We start from the raw sequence: 19,840 nt of genomic DNA on the forward strand, positions 1-19,840 counted from the left end.
GTGACATCATGACCGTGCCCGAAACTCAAGACACCCATCGCGCCTTTCTGCCGCCCGACGCGACGGTCCGCGACGCGATCCGAAATTTCGAAGTCTCCGGTTTCCAAATCGTCCTTGTCACCACCGTGGAGGGCATCCTGATCGGCACGGTGACCGATGGCGATGTCCGCCGTGGTCTGCTGCGCGGGGCTCAGTTGGATACGCCGCTGGACGAGGTGATGAACCGTTCGCCGCGCACCGTGGCCCCGAATACCGACCGCATCACCTTGTTGCGGCGGATGAACGAACTCCAAATCCGCCAGATGCCGATCGTCGATGCCGAGGGACATGTCGTCGATCTGGCCGTGCTGGAACGCCTGATGCAGGTCGAGCATCAGGACAATTGGGTCGTGCTGATGGCCGGTGGACTGGGAACTCGATTGCGTCCGCTCACCGAGACCGTTCCCAAGCCAATGATTCCGGTGGGCGGGCGCCCCTTGCTCGAACACATTCTGGTCAATTTCGCGGCTCAGGGATTCTCCCGCTTCTTCCTGTCGGTCAATTACAAGGCCGATATGGTCAGCGGCCATTTCGGCGATGGCACCCGCTTCGATGTGCAAATCGATTATCTGCACGAGACGGAACGCAAGGGAACCGCTGGCTCGCTGTCGCTGCTGCCGGAGCGGCCGAGCAAACCCTTAATCGTCACCAACGGCGATCTGTTGACCGCAGTCGATTTACGCAGCCTGCTCGATTTCCACGCCACGCATGGTGGCATGGCCACCGTCTGCGTGCGCGATTATTCGTTCCAGATTCCCTTCGGCGTGGTCGAAACCGAGGCTCACCGACTGCTTGGCATCACCGAGAAACCGGTCCATCACCAGTTCGTCAATGCCGGGATTTACGTCCTTGCCCCCGAGGCTTTGGACCATATTCCCTCCGGTCGTATGTTCGACATGACCGACCTGTTGCAGTCGCTCCTGGACCAGGGAGAGCCGGTGTCGGTTTTTCCCGTGCACGAATACTGGCTGGACATCGGGCAGATGACGGATTTGGAACGGGCGCGACAAGACTATGAATCCATATTCCCTCAATCCGAGGGACTTGCGAGGTGAAACGTCTCGCCGTCATTCCGGCGCGGGGCGGGTCCAAAGGAATCCCCCGTAAGAATCTGGCTCGGATTGGCGGACATCCCCTTCTGACATGGACGGTGGCTGCGGCCTTGGAGAGCGGCTGCCTCGATCGGGTGATTGTCAGTACCGACGATACTGAAATTGCGGCTGTGGCCAGGGACGCCGGAGCCGAGGTTCCGTTTTTGCGTCCCGCCGAGCTTGCCCGCGACGACACACCGAGTCTGGCGGTGGTCACGCATATGGTCGCAGCTCTTGCCGCCCAGGGATGGGAGGCAGAGATGATTACTCTGTTGCAGCCAACCTCGCCGTTCCGGACCGGAGCCGATATCCGCGCCTGCCACGAGCTTCGGCTCCAGAACGAAGCCAGCGCGGCGGTATCGGTTGTCGAATGCGAGGCCCATCCCGCCTGGGCCTTCGTCCAAGACGAAGCGGGACGATTACACCCTTTTCTCCCGGGGCCGATGCCGACCAGACGTCAAGACTTGCCGCCGGCCTTCCGTCCCAATGGGGCTATTTTTATGGTGACACGCGAGCGTCTTGACGGGGGGGCGACGTTTTATGGCCCGGACACGCTGGCTTACGTGATGCCACCGGAGCGGTCTATCGATATTGATACGCCCTGGGACCTCCATTTGGCTCGGTTACTTGCCGCCGACGCCATCCAGGCCGGTGAAAGTCCCTCGCGCGAAACGGCGATCCGTTTCGAACCATAGGTATCTCCGATGAAAATAAGCCTTATCCGCCCGCCGGTCGATCTGGCCCCTTTTGCACTTCCCCCTCGTCCCGAGGTGTTGAACAGGCTGCCCATGGATCTGGAACGAGCGCGCGCCGAATTCGATCCGGTGTTTGAGCCTTGACGCAGGCATTGATCGTTGGGTTGGGCTCGATTGGCTCTCGTCATGTCCGGTTGTTGCGAGAGGCCGGATGCGACGTTGCCATGGTCAGTCGCCGCCCGCACGTCGAGATGCGCTGCTTTCTCACATTGCATCAAGCCCTTGAGGCGACCCAGCCGGACTATGTCGTCATCGCGACCGAAACGGCCGCCCATATCGACAGCCTTTTAAATCTCGTCGAAGCCCAATATGACGGCCGCGTTCTGATCGAAAAACCTCTGGATGTGTTCCATCGAAAGCTGCCAGAGAACCGTTTCCGTCTTGCCGCTGTTGCCTATAATCTGCGGTTTCACCCGCTCCTCGCGGCGCTCAAAAATGCCTTGCGGGGACAGAACGTCATTTCGGCACAGATCTATTGTGGCCAGTATCTGCCCGATTGGCGTCCCGGAACAGATTATCGGCACTCCTATTCATCCCAAACCGCCTTGGGGGGAGGAGTCCTGCGCGACCTAAGTCACGAACTGGACTACCTCCTATGGCTGTTCGGAGCCTGTGAACGTGTCGCTGCCATTGGGGGAAAGAACGGACCGCTTGATATCAGAAGCGACGACAGTTGGGGAATGCTGATGAGCTTGGCCAATTGCCCGATCGCCACGGTCCAGATCAATTACCTAGATCGCCCCGGCCGCCGAGAGATCGTCGTCAATACGGCCGAACACACCTATGCCGCCGATTTAAGTCAGGGGAAATTGGTGACAGATGGTGTTCCGACCAACATCGCCTGTGAGCGGGACGAAACCTATCGCCTCCAGCACCGCGCCATGCTGAGCGACGACGCTCAGCCATCGCTGTGCACGCTGGAGCAAGGGGAAGCCGTGATGAAATTGATTTCGGCGGTCGAACAGGCCGCCGCAACTGGCCAGTGGGTGCTATGTTGAGCCTTCTTTGTACGATCTGCGCTCGCGGCGGATCGAAAGGGGTCAAAGGGAAAAACTTGCGCCCCCTTCTCGGGAAACCGATGATCGCCCACTCCATCGCACAGGCCAGAGCCTCTGGCTTGTTTTCTCAGATCGCGATCAGCAGCGATTCAGAAGAGATTTTGGCGGTAGGGAAAGAATGGGGGGCGGACGTTTTGGTGCACCGTCCAGACGATCTCGCAAGCGACACCGCCCCCAAGATTCCCGCGATCCGACACTGCCTTGAACAAGCCGAAGCGATCCTGGGCCAACGCTTTGATATCTTCGTCGATCTGGATGCCACATCACCGCTGCGGCTGCCGGAGGATATCGTCGGAGCGGTGGATCTGCTGCGGAGCAGTGGTGCCCCCAATGTCATTACGGGTGCCAAAGCCCGACGCTCGCCATATTTCAATCTCGTCGAACAGACGTCGGACGGAACCGTTAAACTTTCCAAGACATTGGAAACCCATATCACCCGAAGGCAAGATAGCCCACGATGCTATGACATGAATGCTTCGATCTACGCCTGGAATAGAGACGCTTTTCTTTCTAATCCCGCCGTATTTTACCCAGAAACACGCCTCTATGAAATGCCAGAAGATCGATCCATTGATGTCGATAGCGAGTTGGACTTCGAAATGGTGAGTTTTTTGATGGCACGCCGAGGTAGGAATTGATGCATGCCCACGAATTATCGCAGTCTGTTTGACCTGACCGGTCGTGTCGCCATCGTCACGGGTGGCCTCGGAATTCTCGGACGTCACTTTTGTACCGGTTTGGCCGATTGCGGGGCCAAAGTCGCCGTGGTCGATCTTGATGAAACGGAGGCGTCTCGCTTCGCGGCTGAATTGTCGGCACGTTCAAAAACGCAATGCTATGGCGTAGGGACGGACATTCGTGATCCGGGTGCCGTCGAAGCGATGGTCACCCGGGTCGAGGAGGCCTTGGGTCCAGTCGATATTCTGCACAACAATGCGGCTACCAAAGGACACGATCTTAAGGCATTTTTCACGCCGCCGGAGGAGTACTCCCTGGATGTCTGGCGTGAGGTCATGGCGGTCAATTTGGATGGGCTGTTCCTCGTCGCTCAAGCCGTGGGGAAGCGGATGGCGCAGCGTCGGAAAGGCTCGATTATTCAGACCTCATCCATTTATGGGGTGATGGGACCGGATTCACGCATTTACGAAGGATCCGAGTATATGGGGGTGGCGATCAACACCCCTCCCGTCTACAGCGCTTCAAAAGCCGGTGTCGTGGGGTTGACCAAATACCTCGCCACGCATTGGGCGGCGCACGGCGTCCGTGTCAACACCCTAACGCCCGGGGGAGTTGGAAGCGGTCAGAACGGGGTATTCCAAACCCGATATGCCAATCGCATTCCCATGGCACGCATGGCATCCGCGGAAGAAATGGTCGGCGCCCTGATTTTTCTGGCTTCGGATGCGTCTAGTTACGTAACCGGACAGAACATAATTGTCGATGGTGGCCTGAGCGCATGGTAATAGATGTTGACCATTGCAGATGGAATGAAGATGAAATGAAGCGTTTTGCTGTTCGTTCGCCGGTTGATCTGACGCCCTTTGCCCCGGGAAACAACCATCCCGAAGCATTCTATGGCCTCCCCTCGGAAGTCGGCTTTTGCAAGCGCTGCGTGATCTCGAACCAGCGTCCAAACTCCGCCGTCGAATTCAAGCACACCCACGATTCGAAAAAGGCGACGATTCATTTCGACGAGGATGGCGTCTGCGATGCGTGCCGTGTTGCCGAAGAAAAGTACACCTCGATCGACTGGGAAGAACGCGAACGCAAGCTGATCGCGCTGTGCGACCGCTACCGTAGCCGTACCGGGTCGTATGATTGCGTCGTGCCGGGCTCGGGGGGGAAGGATAGCTTCTATGCCGCGCATGTCCTGAAATACAAATACGGGATGAACCCGCTGACAGTGACCTGGGCTCCCCATGTCTATACCGAATGGGGCTGGAAGAACTTCCAGGCTTGGATTCACGCCGGGTTCGACAATTTTCTGCACACCCCGAACGGAAGAGCCCATCGGCTGCTCACTCGCCTTGCCGTCGAGAACCTATTCCACCCCTTCCAACCCTTCATCCTGGGGCAAAAGCAACTGGCCCCCAAGATGTCGATTCTTCACCGGATTCCGTTGGTGTTCTACGGTGAGAACGAGGCCGAATACGGGAATCCGCGCGGGGATACCAGCGCGGCACAGCGTAGCTGGAATTATTTCGCCTCCACCAATGAAGACGAGATTTTCCTCGGCGGCACCTCGCTGGCCGATCTCAAGACCCATTACGGCTTCCGCACTTGCGATATCGAGCCCTATTTGCCGGCCGATCCGGCCAAGCTCGAAGACGTGGGCACGGATGTCCACTATCTCGGCTATTACCTGAAGTGGCATCCGCAGAGCTGCTATTACTACTCGGTGGAACATGGCGGCTTCCAGGCATCCCCTGAACGCACGCCGGGAACCTATTCCAAATACAACTCGATCGATGACCGCATCGACGATTTCCACTATTACACTACCCATATCAAGTTCGGTATCGGACGGGCGACCTACGACGCCGCTCAGGAGATTCGCTCGAACGACATCACCCGCGAAGAAGGCGTGGCTCTGGTCAAACGCTATGACGGGGAGTTCCCCGAGCGGTTCGCCGACGAGATTTTCCGCTATCTGTCGATCCCCGAGCGCGAGTTCCCGGAAGCCTCCAAGATGTTCGAACAGCCGGTGATGGACCGGGCCTATTTCGACGCCTTGGCCGATACGTTCCGCTCGCCGCATCTCTGGAAACACGAGAACGGCGAATGGAAGCTGCGTCGGACCGTCTTCGATGAGGTTGTCGCCAAGCCATGAGTCGCGTCCGCCTGATCGCCCGCCTCGACGTCAAAGCCCCCAACCTGATCAAGGGGATTCATCTCGAGGGGCTGCGTAAAATCGGCGATCCGAACGAGTTCGCGCGCCGCTATTACGAACAGGGCGCCGACGAAATCCTGTACATGGATATCGTCGCCAGCCTCTATCAGCGCAACAGCCTGCTCGACATCGTCGAACGCACCACCCGCGATGTGTTTGTGCCGATCACCGTGGGGGGCGGCATCCGCAGCACCGAGGATGCACGGGCAGCCTTCCGCGCCGGAGCGGACAAAGTGGCGATCAATACCGCGGCAATCCATCGCCCGGAACTGATCTCGGAGATGGCGCGGAGTTTCGGCTCCCAGGCGATGGTGTTGTCGATCGAGGCGAAACGCCACGCCCATGCGGCGGGTTGGGAAGCCTTCACCGACAATGGCCGCGAACACACCGGCCGCGACGTGGTGGAATGGGCCAAACGCGGGGTAGAACTCGGCTGCGGCGAGATTCTCCTCACCTCGGTCGATCAGGAAGGCACACGGGCCGGGTTCGACATCGATTTGGTGAAGGCAGTCTCGACCGCCGTTCCGGTCCCGGTCATCGCGTCGGGCGGAATGGGGTCGGCCGAACATCTTATCGATGTCGTGAAAAGCGGCTGCGCCGATGCCGTGGCGATGGCCGACATCCTGCATTATGGCCGCTCCGATCTTGCGTCTATCCGCAAAGCGACGGCAAATGCGGGCATCGACGTGAGGATCGTGGAATGACCCAGGCAGATATCACCATTGTCGATTACGGCGTCGGCAATGTTCTCAGCGTGGCGCGCGCCGTCACCCAGGCTGGCGGTCGGCCCAATCTGTCGTCCGACCCGGCCGAGATTGCCCGCGCCGAGCGATTGATCCTGCCGGGTGTTGGTGCCTTCGGCGACTGCATCCAGGCACTCCGCGCCCGCCCCGGTCTGGAACAGGCGATCCGCGACTTCGCCGCCTCCGATCGGCCGATGCTCGGCATCTGTGTCGGTATGCAGGTGCTGTTCGACGTCGGCGAGGAATTCGGCGAGCATCGCGGCCTGGGCCTGATCCCTGGACGGGTCAGAGCCATTCCTGCGACGACCGCAGAAGGGCAGCCCCAAAAGGTGCCGCATATCGGTTGGTCACCTTTGTCGATACCCGACCATCGCAGCCAGGGCTGGGCCGACACGATTCTCGCCGAGATTCACCCGGGCGATTCTTTTTACTTCGTCCATTCGTTCACCGCTTGGCCGGACGATCCGACGCATCGCCTCGCCGACACCTTCCACGGTGGCCAGCGCATCGCCGCTGCGGTCGTGCGCGGCAATATCACCGGCACCCAGTTCCATCCCGAAAAAAGCGGCCGCCTCGGTTTGCAGATTCTCTCGACGTTTGTGAATGCAGGCGGGGAAGGTACTTTTCGCCCCTTTTGAACATGGATGCGGGTACGTTCCATGAGAATAAGGAATGATGGGCTCTATGTGTGAAAAATGGCAAAAGGAATGGCTCTCAGAGGCCGAGGGAAAAGATTATGGGGATCTTTTCTTCAAACGAGCCACCGGCGATACTCCCGAAATGGAGAGCAGCAAAGCGGCATCCACCAGAGTTGATTCTCTTCTGAGACCCAACGACACCGTAGTAGATGTCGGATGCGGTGCGGGGCATTATTTATATAGCCTTCGCTCTCGCCTGAAAACGCCGTTCCTCTACCGCGGTGTAGATGCAACACCCTATTATATTGACCGCGCCAAGGCCGCCTTTAAACATGACGACCACGCCGATTTCCAGATCGGCAATATTTTTGACTTGCCGCTGGATAATGCCGTCGGCGATATCGTTATGTGTAACAATGTTCTTTTACATCTTCCTTCGCTCGCCAAACCCTTGGCCGAATTAATCCGCGTTAGCCGCCGCCACGTATTAATTCGCACCTTGGTCGCGGAAAAATCCTATGTGATCCAGGATGTCGAACCGCAACCTGATGGTCAGGATTTCGACGAGAATAACGAACCGAAGGGTTTTCACTATCTAAACATATATGGTCGATCCTATATCACCCACCTGCTCAGCCGGGAAAAACGAGTAAGTTCGATTAAGTTCGAAATAGACAAAGATTACGATCCAAATTCCGTGAATGATACTGGTGATTTATTAAAAAATAGCTGGGACAAGACAACAACGACAATGGGAATTCAGGTTAGCGGGATGATTATATTGCCGTGGACATGGATTCAGATCGACCTAACGGCCTGATACGCACTGATACAGGCAATGATTTGACAGAACTGGCCGCCCCTTGACGTCAACATACACGACCACGAAATGCCCGCGATCCTGATCCTTCACCACCGCAAGGTGGCACAGGCCGAGGTCGAGGCTCTGGCCCGGCATTTCATGGCTGAGGGTCGGTCCGTTGTCATCGTCTGCCGCGGCCCGACCCACGACCTGAAGCTGAAAAAGTCACCGCTCCTTAAGGTGATTGATTTCTCGGGCAGAGATCTCTTACCAAGCCGATCCTCGACAGCGTCGGCCGGGACCACATTGGTCAAGGATGGGGCGATTCGCCGAACTGTCGCGCCGCTCCGCCAGCGCCTGAAATCTGCGTTGATCCGTCACGGTGTCATCCGCGCACCGATTCTCTGGCACTCTCTCGCCCGCTGTCTCAGGCAGGCCCGGCACCTGATTGCAACCCTGAAGCCCGCCTGCCTGTTGCTCGCCGATGACCGCACGCCACACCCTGAGATGTGTTTCCTGCACGCAGCGAACGCGGCTGGCATCCCCTCGATAGTATTCCCCTACGCGACCTCGTCACTGGAAAGCGATATCTATGCCCGTCGCCTTTCCCACGAAGGACTGCCCAAAAGAGGAATCTCAATCTGGTTACAAGAGTGGCTGATGCGCCGCTTTCCCGGCCAGAAGTGCCCGCGCGACGGAGAGAACCTGTTGTTTTTCAATGCCTGGGATACCCTGGCCTTAGCTGCGCTCGGTCTGTCCGGGACCCAGCCATGGATTTTGGGAGCCGGGGATTGCTCGGCAGTGGCGGTGTTCGGACCCGAGGAGAAAAAAACACAGATCGCGTCCGGTCTCCCGGCGGAAAAAGTCTATATCACCGGCCAGGCATCCCTCGATGCCTTGCATGTCGATCCCGCGCGACGCTCGGAACTGCGCACCGCAGTGGGTCTGCGCTACGGCATCGATCCCGCCAAGCCGTGGATCGTCTGTGCCGTTCCTCACCTCGCCGAGCACGGCCTATGCCCCTGGGACGTGCATATGGCGAACACGCGAGCGACGTTCGCCGCCCTGTCGGATAACAGGGCCGAATTGCTGCTATCCCTGCATCCGAAATCGAAATACGAAACATATCGAGCCGAGGCCGCCGCCGTGGGGGCTCACATCCTTGAAGAGCCTCTCTTCGAGGTTTTGCCGTTGGCCGAGATGTTCGTCGCCTCCTATTCTAGCACGGTGCGCTGGGCGGCTACGCTGGGAATCCCCACACTCATCGCCGACCTCACGGGCATCGATTACCGCGCCTTCGGCTATTTGACAGCCCTTTCCGTCGCCACCACAGCCTCTGATCTGGAACAAAAATTCCACAGCTTGATCGAGGATGACGCCTTGCGGCACGATATCGGCGACAGACTGAAACGTGATGCATCCCGCTGCGACATAATCGATGGCTCTGCCTGTCGGCGCATTTACGACCTTGTCTTGTCGCTGTCCGAACGTGGCAGGGGCCGCTCCTCCTGAACACGAGACAGACGCGCGCGCCCCGTATTCGTCCGATCGTTTCCTTAGAACGAAACCTCGACCTCACCACCAGAGCGTATTTCCATGAAGAACATGCGCCTCATGCTTGCCTTTAAACAAAAATAACAATCAATCAAAAGACGTGCAAATGACATCCCATTCCAAAAGCTCTCTCATTAGAACAATAATCAACCTCAACAGCCTGCTGACGGCTCGTTTGAGATTGCGCATGGCGTGGTTTGTCATAATCTCGTTAATTTCATCTGCAACTGAACTTTTTGGAATCGGCCTCATCCTTGCGTTCATCCAATCTCTGTCCACGCAGGGCAGAAATGGAATTATCGACAGAATCGCCCCATACTTACCTCAAATTCCGATCGACTCCCCATATCAAACTCAAGTATCATTAGTTGTTTTCTTGTTTGCAGCTTATGCCGTTCGAATGATCATCGGCCTCTATTACGCAGGCCTCCGGCTTCGTGTTTCATGGGAACTTCAAAAGTCCCTGATGAACGATTTCTTCATTGGGACGCTGACCCAGCCGTATATCCAGCGGGCACGACTGAATAGCAGCGATCTCGCCAATCATCTGACCGCGACGATCGCGCGCGTGGCCCGAGCCTTACAGGGGGTTATGTCGATCCTCACCGAAGGGACGCTGCTGGTGTCCCTGATGATCTTCCTGTTCATCCAGAAACCGTATGTAACCCTTACTATTATTTTCGCCTTCACACTCGTCAACGTCTGCATACATACGATCACACGAAGAATTGTACTTAGGAACGGCAAGCGTGAGACCGTCGTATACGCTCGATACCTGCGCCTTGTGCTTGACAGCCTGAACGGATTCAAGGAAATAACCATATACGGACGGTCTAAAAATTATATAAATTTGCACAATGATTATCTCAATGAAAAGGCCGAGATAACTCTATCGAATAGATATGCCCTTGAATTTCCTCGCTACGTTGTCGAGACGCTCTCAATATACATTATCCTGTCGATACTTATGGTATATTTATTAAATAACGCACAGACTGCCGTCTTTGCCGAGACGATACTTTTGTTTGCCGTGACCGTCGCAAGAATTCTTCCGTCCGCCAACAAAATACTCTCCTCGACATCCGACATTTCAAGCTGCCAGAATGCGATCGAAGTTACCCTTCAAGACCGGGAAAAACTACACACCCCGATGCATGACGCCTCGCCCCTGCCTCTGTCGCCATTTAGCAGGGAGATTCGTCTTGACCATGTGGGACTTCGCTATCCAGGCGCAGAACGTCCCGTGTTACGCGACATCTCCCTCTGCATCCACAAAGGGGAAATGATCGGCATCATTGGGGCCAATGGGTCCGGAAAGACAACATTGATTGAGACGATCATCGGTTTGCTGCCGTGCGATTCAGGGACTCTGTCTGTCGATGACACCGTGATTACGCCGGCCCATGCCAGAGCGTGGCAGGATCAAATCGGCTACGTTTCGCAGGAATGCTGGCTGATGGATGATACCGTGGGGGCCAATATTGCGTTTGGTCGTCCGTATGAAGAGACGAAGGTCGAGGCGGCAGCCCGACGCGCCTGCCTTCACGACTTCATCCAGACATTACCGAATGGATACGACACCAGCATCGGGGAACGCGGCCAGTTGCTGTCTGGCGGACAGCGGCAACGCATCGGGATTGCTCGGGCGCTGTACGAGAACCCGGCCCTTCTCATCCTCGATGAAGCCACAAGCGCACTTGACCCGCTCATCGAATTGGAAATTTGCAAAGAGATCGAAGCTTTGGTTGGCGACTATACCATTCTGGTGGTCGCCCATCGTCTCAACACCCTGACGGCCTGTGACCGAACCTTGTTCATGCGGGACGGAAGTATCGTTGTTGACGGTTCTCTTGAACAGGCCAAAGCTGGCTTCCAGGATAGCAATCTATGACCAATGAGCGCCGACTGTTTTTGCCGATCGAAGTGAAGACACGCGAGCTCTCCGCCAAGCTTGCCTTGGCCTTGCGCGCTGTTGACCGAGGATGGACTGTCTATCTTGGATGGTCCGGGGCCATCCAGTCCTTAGCGGCCCACAGTTATTCCGGAGTCTATCTGGAAAAAAATCTTCATCCCGCCCGCGCCAATCTCTTTGACAGGCTGCGTCGCGCCGGTCACGCCCTGCTCGCCCTGGAAGAGGAAGGTCTCGCTGTTCTTAACTATGACTGGTATGTCACGAAAAATATCCGCTTCGACATGCTGGAAAGAATCGACAGATTCCTGTCGTGGGGGGACATGGAAGCCGAGGCCATCTGCCGTCGGCATCCAACATTAGCCGAGCGCGTTGTCATCACCGGCAACCCTCGCGCCGATCTGATGAGGCCCGAATATTCACAGGTCATCCTCCAGGAAGGTGCCGGCTATCGCCAAAAATATGGGCGCTACGTCTTGGTGGTATCCAGTTTCAGCCGCGTCAACCTGATAAACGGAACCCTCGACGATTTCGCCCGAAATATATCCAAACGAGTATCTCTCGGGCCAGAAGAAACGGCGTTTCTACGCCAGTCTTTGGACCATACCAACGCCATCTTTCAAGCGTTCAAGAATCTGATCCCAGGGCTAGCCACCGCCTTCCCCGATACACCCATCGTCGTACGCCCTCATCCCGCAGAAAACCAAAAGACCTGGTCCCAATACGCCTCGAATTTCAATAATGTTCACGTCATCCCGGACGGGACCGCCACCGGCTGGATCGCCGGAGCCACCGCCATGATCCACAATGGATGTACGACCGCGATCGAAGGCACCCTCCTCGGAACCGTGCCAATCGCATATCGGCCCGTCGTGTCGGATCGGTTCGATGTTCCGTTACCCAACGAACTGAGCGAACAAGCCCTATCCCTCGAATCCGCGATCGAATTGACGGACAAACGCCTGAAGGGATATGGACCGGAACTGTCGCCGGATCATCAGGCCCTCTTGAAACGTGCGGTCGCCTGCACCGACGGTCGGTCCGCATGCGATAGAATTCTAGATTGCGCAGAAGACGTTCATCCGACATCGACCGGCCGGGATAGCCTTGGGAAGTTCTACCTGGAAAACATCGAAAACCGGATTCTCCAGACCATCAATACCGGCCTGTTGACCGCCAAATCTGCCGTCAAAATCGCCCTTGGCAAAGCTGACGGCTTCCCGTCGAATTATTCCCAGCAAAAGTTTCCCGGCCTTTCAAAACAGGACATCGACACATTGATAGAGTCATTTCCTGCAACGATGCGTCCGCGCCTGCGAATCACCCGTCTTGCCCCTCATTGCTTCCGGCTTTCAGCATGAAACCGACAGCCTTGATCTATTGCGACCGGGCGTCGGCGGTGACTGAAATGGCGGCTCTGGCTGAAGGGCTGGTTCGGGACGGTCGCTTTAAGCCGGTGTTGTTTCTGGGGAAGAATCTGACACCGTCCGAACTCGCCCCCTTTGGAGACATCGAAAGGGCCATTGCCCCCCTCGAAGGTCCGGCTCGATGGGCAGGCATCGGACGGCTGTCGGTCTATTACGCACTCCCCCGCATTGCGGGCATCCTTCATAAACGGGCAGGCGACTACGCTGATGCGGCTATACGGCTAAAAATCTTTAAAGCAACGGCAGAAAAAATTATAAAGAAACTAAATCCAAGCATTGTCATCATCCCAGATGACAGAATCATGCGTTATAATTTGGGATTAATCCTTGCCGCTCGCGCTCACAATCTCCCCGTCGTTCTGGTCCCCTTTGCCATGTCCGACCCGATATGGGAGGCATCCAGTCGATTGGCACGCGGCATTGCTGTCGAACCGTCCGTAACAAACTATTTCCCCACCAATATATTTCGCATGCCGGACGGGCGGCAGACCATGTTTTACGGTGCCGGTCAAGCCAAAGCCCTGATTGATGCGGGGCTGACCTTTACGACGCCCTGGCTGGTTGGCGGCGGCGATATCGATGCAATTTGCGTCACCAGCAGCGCGCATCAAGCAACGCTGATTAACGGTCACATTCCAAAAGACCGCATTCACCTGACGGGGCGCCCATCCGCAGATCCCTTTTTTAATGAATTGTCAACGCGCGAGGAAAAACGACAAGACCTCTGCCATCGCTATAATATTGATATGAATCAGAAAATTATCGCCTTTAACCCCCCAACCTACGGCGAAGTAGGCTTGATGGATAAAAGCACCGCAATTAATTACATTCGATCTATTTGCACGGCCCTAAAACCATACAACAAAAGAACCGTTGTATCGCTACACCCGCGGATGGAATATAAAAATTACCGCTGGATCGAATCTGAGTTTGGACTTCCTATCACAGACCAACCGATCCGCGAATACATCTGCGCCATCGATATCCTGGTCAGCTATTTGTCCAGCATCAACTTATGGGCCGCCAACCTCCACATCCCGGTCGTCCAACTCAATGGCGTTGGCCATCCAGATACGGCATACACGTCCCTGCCCGGAGTGGTTCCCGCCACCCCAGAAACATTACCAGAGGCATTGTCTCAGGTTATCGAGACACACATCGATTACGATGCCTTTGAGAACACCCTCGGGCCATTCGACGGTCAGTGCACAAAACGGATTGCGGATGTTCTCGAGCATTTAGCCAAAATTTAGGGTGCACCCTGATGTGACATATCCGGTAAAACCCCTACCAAACAGTTAAGATTCAGCACCGCGTACTCCTCATCTTTTTTGTGACGGACACGTCCCATGACAACCATCATCGCCGAGGTCGGTTCCGTTCACGACGGCAGCTTCGGAAACGCTCTTAAGCTCATCGACATGGCGGCCGAATGCGGCGCGGACGCTGTCAAATTTCAAACCCATATCGCCAGTGCCGAAACGCTGCGAAATGCGCCGATGCCGCCCTATTTCAAGGGCGAACCGCGCTTTGAATATTTCAATCGAACCGGCTTCCAACTGGACCAGTGGAAGGCCCTCAAGGCCTACGCCGACAAAAGCGGGCTGGAATTCCTCTCCTCGCCCTTTTCGGCCGAAGCCGTCGATCTTCTCGAGGAGATCGGCATCGGCCGCTACAAAATTCCGTCGGGCGAAGTGACCAATCTGCCGATGCTGGATCGCATCGGGCAGACCGGCAAGCCGGTATTGCTGTCTTCGGGCATGAGCAGTTGGGCCGAGATGGACGCCGCCGTCGCCACTCTGCTCCGCCATCACGACCAGCTTTGCGTGATGCAATGCACCTCGGCCTATCCCTGTCCGAACGAAGCGGTCGGCCTTAACGTCCTCGCCGAAATGCGGCAGCGCTGGAACCTGCCGGTGGGCTATTCCGACCACACCCTCGACAACCACGCGATCTTTGCCGCCGTGGCGCTCGGGGCCACTGTGGTGGAAAAGCACATGACCTTCAGCCGTCGGATGTATGGCTCCGATGCCCCTCACTCGGCCGAGCCCGATCAGTTTATCGAACTGGTGAAGGGGGTTCGTGCCATTGACTCCATGCTGGCGCACCCGCTCGACAAAAGCGATGTGACCCCGTTCCAGAGCATGAAGCAGATTTTTCAAAAAAGTGTGGTCAGCCTGTGCGACATTCCGGCTGGCACCGTCATTGAGCCCGCCATGGTTGGGATCAAAAAACCCGGCGATGGCATTCCGGCGGCCAAGCTGGGGGATGTGATCGGAAGCCGCGCCAACAAGACGATCCCCGCCGACTGCGTTCTCATGCCGGGTGACATCAGTTGGAAGCCATAGGCAGCCGATCCAGATTCACTATTCAAACAAGTCCGCGGCCGTGCTTTGAATGAGCGGGCAACTCACCTGATGTTGATTGCCGATTCGATGGTACGCCCCGAGGCGGAAGCCCTTTTGACGAGATCAAGATAATGAACAAGCGTAAGATTTGCATTGTTGTTGGCTCGCGCGCCAACTATAGCAGCATCAAATCTGTGATGCAGGCGGTCAAGGATCACCCCGACCTCGAACTGCAACTTGTCGTTGGTGCCTCGGCAATTCTGGATCGCTATGGCAATGTCGCCGATCTGATAGAACGTGACGGTTTCAAGGCGGCGGCCCGCGTGTTCATGCTGGTCGAGGGAGAGACCCCGACGACAATGGCCAAATCGACCGGGCTGGGCCTGATCGAATTGCCGATGATTTTTGAAAGCCTCGCCCCCGATGTCGTTTTGACGGTCGGCGATCGCTTTGAAACGATGGCCACGACCCTGGCCGCCGCGTACATGAACATTCCGCTGGCCCACACCATGGGGGGTGAAGTCTCTGGCAACATCGACGAAAACATCCGTCACGCCATCAGCAAGTTCGCCAATATCCATTTCCCCGCGTGCGAGGACGCTCGCCAGCGCATCATCCGCATGGGCGAGAACCCGGATAGCGTCCACAATACCGGCTGCCCGCGCATTGATCTCGTTGCCGAATACCTCCAAAGCGACCGATGCCTGGACGAAGCTCTGTTCGGCGAAGGCGTCGGCATCAAATTCACCACCGATGAGGATTTCATCTTGGTGTCGCAGCACCCGGTGACGGGCGAATATGGCTGCGGTGAGACCCAGATCGGAACCACGTTGCGCGCGGTGCGCGACACCGGCCTGCCCGCCATTGTGTTGTGGCCGAACGCCGATGCGGGATCGGAAGACGTGGCCCGTGGCATTCGCAAATTCCGGGAACGCGACCCGGATGCGCCGTTTTACTACGTGAAGAACCTGCCGATCGAAGTGTATGTCCTGCTGATGGCGCGCACGCGCTGCTTGGTGGGCAATTCGTCGAGCGCCATTCGCGAAGGCGCGTTCATTGGCACACCCTCGGTCAATATCGGCACGCGCCAGACGGCGCGTCAGCATGGCCGCAACGTCATCAATTGCGACTATAATGCCACGGCGATTGCCGATGCGATTGCCGACCGGTTGGCTCTGCGCGGTCGCCTGCCGTCGGAGCCGATTTACGGTGACGGCAAGGCCGGTCCCCGCATCGCCCATTTGCTGGCGACAGAGCCCCTGACCACCGCCAAAATGATGACCTACTGATCGTCGGGGCTGTCCGTGCGTACCATCTTGCTGATCCTCCCCTACGATATGTCCGTGCGCACGTTCCTGCGGGGGAATCTGCTGTCGATGTTGATCGACAGCAAAAGGGTGCGGCTGGTGATGGCCAGCCGCAATCCCGATGATGTGATGGGAAGCGCGGCAACTTGGCGCTCGATCATTCGCCCGTTCCGGCGGCGCAACTCGGTGCCTTTCGTGTGGTCCGACATTCGGTTTACCCTCGGCTTTCTGTTCCATCTGGTGCTGGTTTATCGCTTCAACGTCGTTCACGGGTTCCGCGGTTTCCTCGACCGGCTGAAACAGAGTCCCGCCAGTCGCCGCACCGCCTTCCGCGAGGGGCTGCCCGTTTTGCATCCCTTCGGCTTTCCGTGGCCCCGCAGCGCAAGGCTTCTGACCGCTCTCCAGAAATTCTATTGGATGGGCTGGACCCGGCACGTCGCGGCGGCAGAGCTGTTTGACGAGACCCGCCCCGATCTGGTGGTGCTGTTTCATTGCCAGACCCCCTTCGTTACCCCCTATGCTCAAGAGGCCCGGCACAGGGGAATCCCGATGCTGGGGGTCAACGGATCGTGGGACCAGCCCACCACCAAGGGGCCGCTGGTTCCCGGTCTGGCCGAGATTGCGGTGCAAAGTGCGCAGGTTAAGGGCGAACTGACCGAGTATCATGGCGTCGCTCCCGAGCGCATCCACATCACCGGTTGGCCGCAGATGGACCTTTATGCCGATCCGGGCACGTTCGTGGCGCGCGATGTCTTCCTGTCGCGGCTCGGCTTACCGTCCCAGACCCGCTATGTGCTGATCGGAGCCTATTCCGAGCGTCTGGGCGCCCACGAACCGGCGATGTGCCTTGCTTTGGCCCAAGCCGCAGCGGCAGGCCTGTTCGGTCCGGACTGTGTCATCTATGTCCGCTGCCACCCGTTGGAACTGGAGTGGGAGGACCGCTTTCGGGATCTGCGCGGCCTCCCGCAGGTGGTGGTGGAACCGCCCCGGCTTGGCGACCTCCAACACCTCGCCAATTTGATCCGTCACGCGGGCTGCGTCGTCGCGTCGGCGGGAACGATCAATCTCGATGCCGTCGCCTTGGACACGCCCAGCGTTGCGGTGGCCTTCGAGGACGAGAGCCTTCCCTTCTACGACCGTCCGTCCCGTCGCTACGACATGGAGCATATCGTTTCCGTACTCAACGCGGGCGGATTGCGCATTGCCCGGTCGCAGCAGGGCCTGCATGACGCGGTGGCCGCGTATCTGGCAGACCCGACATGTGACGCGGAGGGCCGGCGGAGCTTGCGGGAGCGGCACCTGGAGCCGCTCGATGGCGGGGCGTCGCGTCGCCTTGCCGACTTCATCTTGAAGAATGTGGCGTGATGAAAGTCTTAGGGATCATTCCGGCGCGGGGCGGCTCCAAAGGAATCCCGCGCAAGAACATTGCCGATCTGGGCGGCAAGCCCCTGATTGCCTGGACCATCGCCGCGGCCCGGTCGGCAATCGGGCTCGATCGGGTGATCGTCTCGACCGACGATCCCGAGATTGCGGCTACGGCCCGTCAGCATGGGGCCGAGGTGCCGTTCCTGCGCCCGCCGGAATTGGCGGGAGACGCTGCCGCAGCCCTGCCCGTGATCCGTCATGCTCTGGAATGGGCTCAGACAGAGGCGGCGCAGCCTTATGATGCGATCGCCTACCTGCAACCGACCTCTCCGTTTCGGACGGCCGCCGACATCGATCAGGCGGTCGTGTTGTTAGCGGAGGCCGACACCGTGGTCAGTGTCGTCGCGGTGCCCCACAACATGCTTCCGGAGTCACTGATGGAGATGGACGACGATCAGCATCTCCACTTCACCGTGCCGCCGGAACAGCGGGCCTTTCGCCGTCAGGAGAAAACCAGCCGCCTGTTCGCCCGTAATGGGCCGGCCATCCTGGCCGTTCGGAGCGAGGTCATTATGGCCGGGGCCTTGTACGGCACGCGCATCCGCTCGCTTGTGATGCCGACAAAACGATCCCTCGACATTGATGGTCCCGACGATTTGGAGATGGCCCGTGCCATGCTCCACCGGAAGACGGTATAAGCAAGCGGTGCCCCCGTTGGGACAGGATCGCGGTGGGGTAGATTTCCCAGCCCCCGGTCCCCAACTACAGGGACACACTGCAATGGATATATCATAAAAATAGAAAAATACCATCTACTTTTCTACCTTTTTTCTACCTTATATTAATTTCGGCTTTCCCCCAACTTCTCCCTGGGGCATGAGACCGAGGCAGTCGAGAAAGACAGCATGAGAACAGAGCCTTCCGTCAGTTCCTCGTTTAGCCCGCTCGTCAGCGTCGTCATCACCGCCTTCAACCGGGCTGACACCATTGAACGAGCAATCGAGAGCGTCACCGCCCAAACAATCACCGATCTCGAAATCCTGGTGGTCGATGATGCCTCGACAGATGCGACCTGTACGGTTGTCGAAGCGATGAGCGATCCACGTATTCGCTTGGTGCGGAACCCCACCAACCGTGGCATCGGCGGGGCAAAAAATGTCGGGATTCGTCAGGCTCGGGGGCAGTACGTCGCGTTCCTTGATTCGGATGACAGCTGGCTTCCGGAAAAGCTCGCTCTCCAGGTCCAAACCCTTCAGGCATTCGGTGCGGATGTTCCCCTTTGCTTTTGTGCCTTCTGGGTCCATCGCGCCGATGGCGGCAAGACGATCCTGCGACAACCCCGGAAAATCGGGTCCTGGCGCATGTCAATCTTGATGGGAGAGACGTTCAGTCTTGGGTCAACCCTACTGGTCCGCCGGGAGATCTTTGACGAGATTGGTGTGTTCAACGAAAACCTGACCCGTCTCCAAGACCGCGACTGGACCCTGCGTTACCTCGACCGCTACCCCGAGTTCATCTCTATCGACCACCCCCTGGCCCACATTCACAACAGTGGCTGGCCAAAAGCGGAAACAGTCCAAGCCTCGACCCGCGCTTTGCTTGAGGCCAACCGCGAGCGCATCACCCGCTGGGATCACAGCGCATATCGCTTGTTCGATGCCAGTTTGGGGTTCGAGGTCGCGGTTGCCCACTATCGGTCCGGTCGTCTGATGCACGGACTGAGGGGCATTGTCGGCATCTTGCTGCGCGAGCCCCGGATGGTTGGCTATCTCGGTCAGAGATTGTGGCGCAAGCTTAAGCAAGGCGATCTCGACTGACCGTTTTCCCGTTCGTGCCAAAAGCAGGATCGCGTTGAAGCCCTGGGCTCTTCCCTGTCCCGGCTCGCTCAGGCCAGGGGCGACGATTTCGATACTC

General features: G+C 57.6%; 18 protein-coding genes. All 18 read left to right on the forward strand.

Annotated elements, in window-relative coordinates; all coding sequences use genetic code 11:
* Positions 1-8: 8 nt before the first annotated feature.
* Positions 9-1,094 (forward strand): nucleotidyltransferase family protein, encoded by a 1,086-nt coding sequence (locus tag BLW40_RS14170; RefSeq protein WP_074769701.1) that lies wholly within the window; start codon positions 9-11, stop codon positions 1,092-1,094.
* Positions 1,091-1,825 (forward strand): acylneuraminate cytidylyltransferase family protein, encoded by a 735-nt coding sequence (locus BLW40_RS14175; protein WP_083386799.1) that lies wholly within the window; start codon positions 1,091-1,093, stop codon positions 1,823-1,825. The genes BLW40_RS14170 and BLW40_RS14175 overlap by 4 nt, the downstream gene beginning before the upstream one ends.
* 140 nt (positions 1,826-1,965) lie before the next feature.
* Positions 1,966-2,883: a Gfo/Idh/MocA family protein gene (locus tag BLW40_RS14180; protein ID WP_074769705.1), complete on the forward strand. Its 918-nt coding sequence runs from the start codon at positions 1,966-1,968 to the stop codon at positions 2,881-2,883.
* Positions 2,877-3,581, forward strand: a complete 705-nt coding sequence (locus BLW40_RS14185; protein WP_074769870.1) for an acylneuraminate cytidylyltransferase family protein — start codon at positions 2,877-2,879, stop codon at positions 3,579-3,581. The genes BLW40_RS14180 and BLW40_RS14185 overlap by 7 nt, the downstream gene beginning before the upstream one ends.
* 3 nt (positions 3,582-3,584) lie before the next feature.
* Positions 3,585-4,406: an SDR family oxidoreductase gene (locus BLW40_RS14190; RefSeq protein ID WP_074769707.1), complete on the forward strand. Its 822-nt coding sequence runs from the start codon at positions 3,585-3,587 to the stop codon at positions 4,404-4,406.
* A 35-nt stretch (positions 4,407-4,441) separates the two neighbouring features.
* Entirely contained in the window at positions 4,442-5,773 is a 1,332-nt protein-coding gene (locus tag BLW40_RS14195; protein ID WP_074769709.1) for an N-acetyl sugar amidotransferase, read from the forward strand.
* Positions 5,770-6,537, forward strand: coding sequence for an imidazole glycerol phosphate synthase subunit HisF (gene hisF / locus BLW40_RS14200; RefSeq protein ID WP_074769711.1), 768 nt, complete (start codon positions 5,770-5,772; stop codon positions 6,535-6,537). The genes BLW40_RS14195 and hisF overlap by 4 nt, the downstream gene beginning before the upstream one ends.
* Positions 6,534-7,214 (forward strand): imidazole glycerol phosphate synthase subunit HisH, encoded by a 681-nt coding sequence (gene hisH / locus BLW40_RS14205; RefSeq protein WP_074769713.1) that lies wholly within the window; start codon positions 6,534-6,536, stop codon positions 7,212-7,214. The genes hisF and hisH overlap by 4 nt, the downstream gene beginning before the upstream one ends.
* 34 nt (positions 7,215-7,248) lie before the next feature.
* Positions 7,249-8,034, forward strand: coding sequence for a class I SAM-dependent methyltransferase (locus BLW40_RS14210; protein WP_083386800.1), 786 nt, complete (start codon positions 7,249-7,251; stop codon positions 8,032-8,034).
* Positions 8,035-8,103: 69 nt separating this feature from the next.
* The gene (locus BLW40_RS14215; protein WP_074769715.1) at positions 8,104-9,528 is read left to right on the forward strand and encodes a hypothetical protein; all 1,425 of its coding nucleotides are present in this window, start codon (positions 8,104-8,106) and stop codon (positions 9,526-9,528) included.
* Between the two features lie 148 nt (positions 9,529-9,676).
* The gene (locus BLW40_RS14220) at positions 9,677-11,461 is read left to right on the forward strand and encodes an ABC transporter ATP-binding protein (protein WP_083386801.1); all 1,785 of its coding nucleotides are present in this window, start codon (positions 9,677-9,679) and stop codon (positions 11,459-11,461) included.
* Positions 11,458-12,840, forward strand: a complete 1,383-nt coding sequence (locus BLW40_RS14225) for a surface carbohydrate biosynthesis protein (RefSeq protein WP_074769719.1) — start codon at positions 11,458-11,460, stop codon at positions 12,838-12,840. The genes BLW40_RS14220 and BLW40_RS14225 overlap by 4 nt, the downstream gene beginning before the upstream one ends.
* Positions 12,837-14,159 carry a CDP-glycerol glycerophosphotransferase family protein gene (locus BLW40_RS14230; protein WP_074769721.1) on the forward strand — a complete coding sequence of 441 codons (1,323 nt, stop codon included), beginning with the start codon at positions 12,837-12,839 and terminating at the stop codon, positions 14,157-14,159. The genes BLW40_RS14225 and BLW40_RS14230 overlap by 4 nt, the downstream gene beginning before the upstream one ends.
* Before the next feature lie 96 nt (positions 14,160-14,255).
* Complete coding sequence (locus BLW40_RS14235) at positions 14,256-15,254, forward strand: N-acetylneuraminate synthase family protein (protein ID WP_074769723.1); 999 nt, start codon at positions 14,256-14,258, stop codon at positions 15,252-15,254.
* 131 nt (positions 15,255-15,385) lie between these two features.
* Positions 15,386-16,543: a UDP-N-acetylglucosamine 2-epimerase gene (gene neuC / locus BLW40_RS14240; RefSeq protein ID WP_074769725.1), complete on the forward strand. Its 1,158-nt coding sequence runs from the start codon at positions 15,386-15,388 to the stop codon at positions 16,541-16,543.
* Positions 16,544-16,558: 15 nt separating this feature from the next.
* Positions 16,559-17,926 (forward strand): hypothetical protein, encoded by a 1,368-nt coding sequence (locus tag BLW40_RS14245; protein ID WP_139305610.1) that lies wholly within the window; start codon positions 16,559-16,561, stop codon positions 17,924-17,926.
* Entirely contained in the window at positions 17,926-18,624 is a 699-nt protein-coding gene (locus BLW40_RS14250; protein WP_074769729.1) for an acylneuraminate cytidylyltransferase family protein, read from the forward strand. The genes BLW40_RS14245 and BLW40_RS14250 overlap by 1 nt, the downstream gene beginning before the upstream one ends.
* A 207-nt stretch (positions 18,625-18,831) precedes the next feature.
* Positions 18,832-19,743: a glycosyltransferase family 2 protein gene (locus BLW40_RS14255; RefSeq protein WP_074769731.1), complete on the forward strand. Its 912-nt coding sequence runs from the start codon at positions 18,832-18,834 to the stop codon at positions 19,741-19,743.
* Positions 19,744-19,840: the final 97 nt, after the last annotated feature.

It is taken from the genome of Magnetospirillum fulvum (assembly GCF_900108475.1).
Classification (GTDB): Bacteria; Pseudomonadota; Alphaproteobacteria; order Rhodospirillales; family Magnetospirillaceae; genus Phaeospirillum; species Phaeospirillum fulvum_A.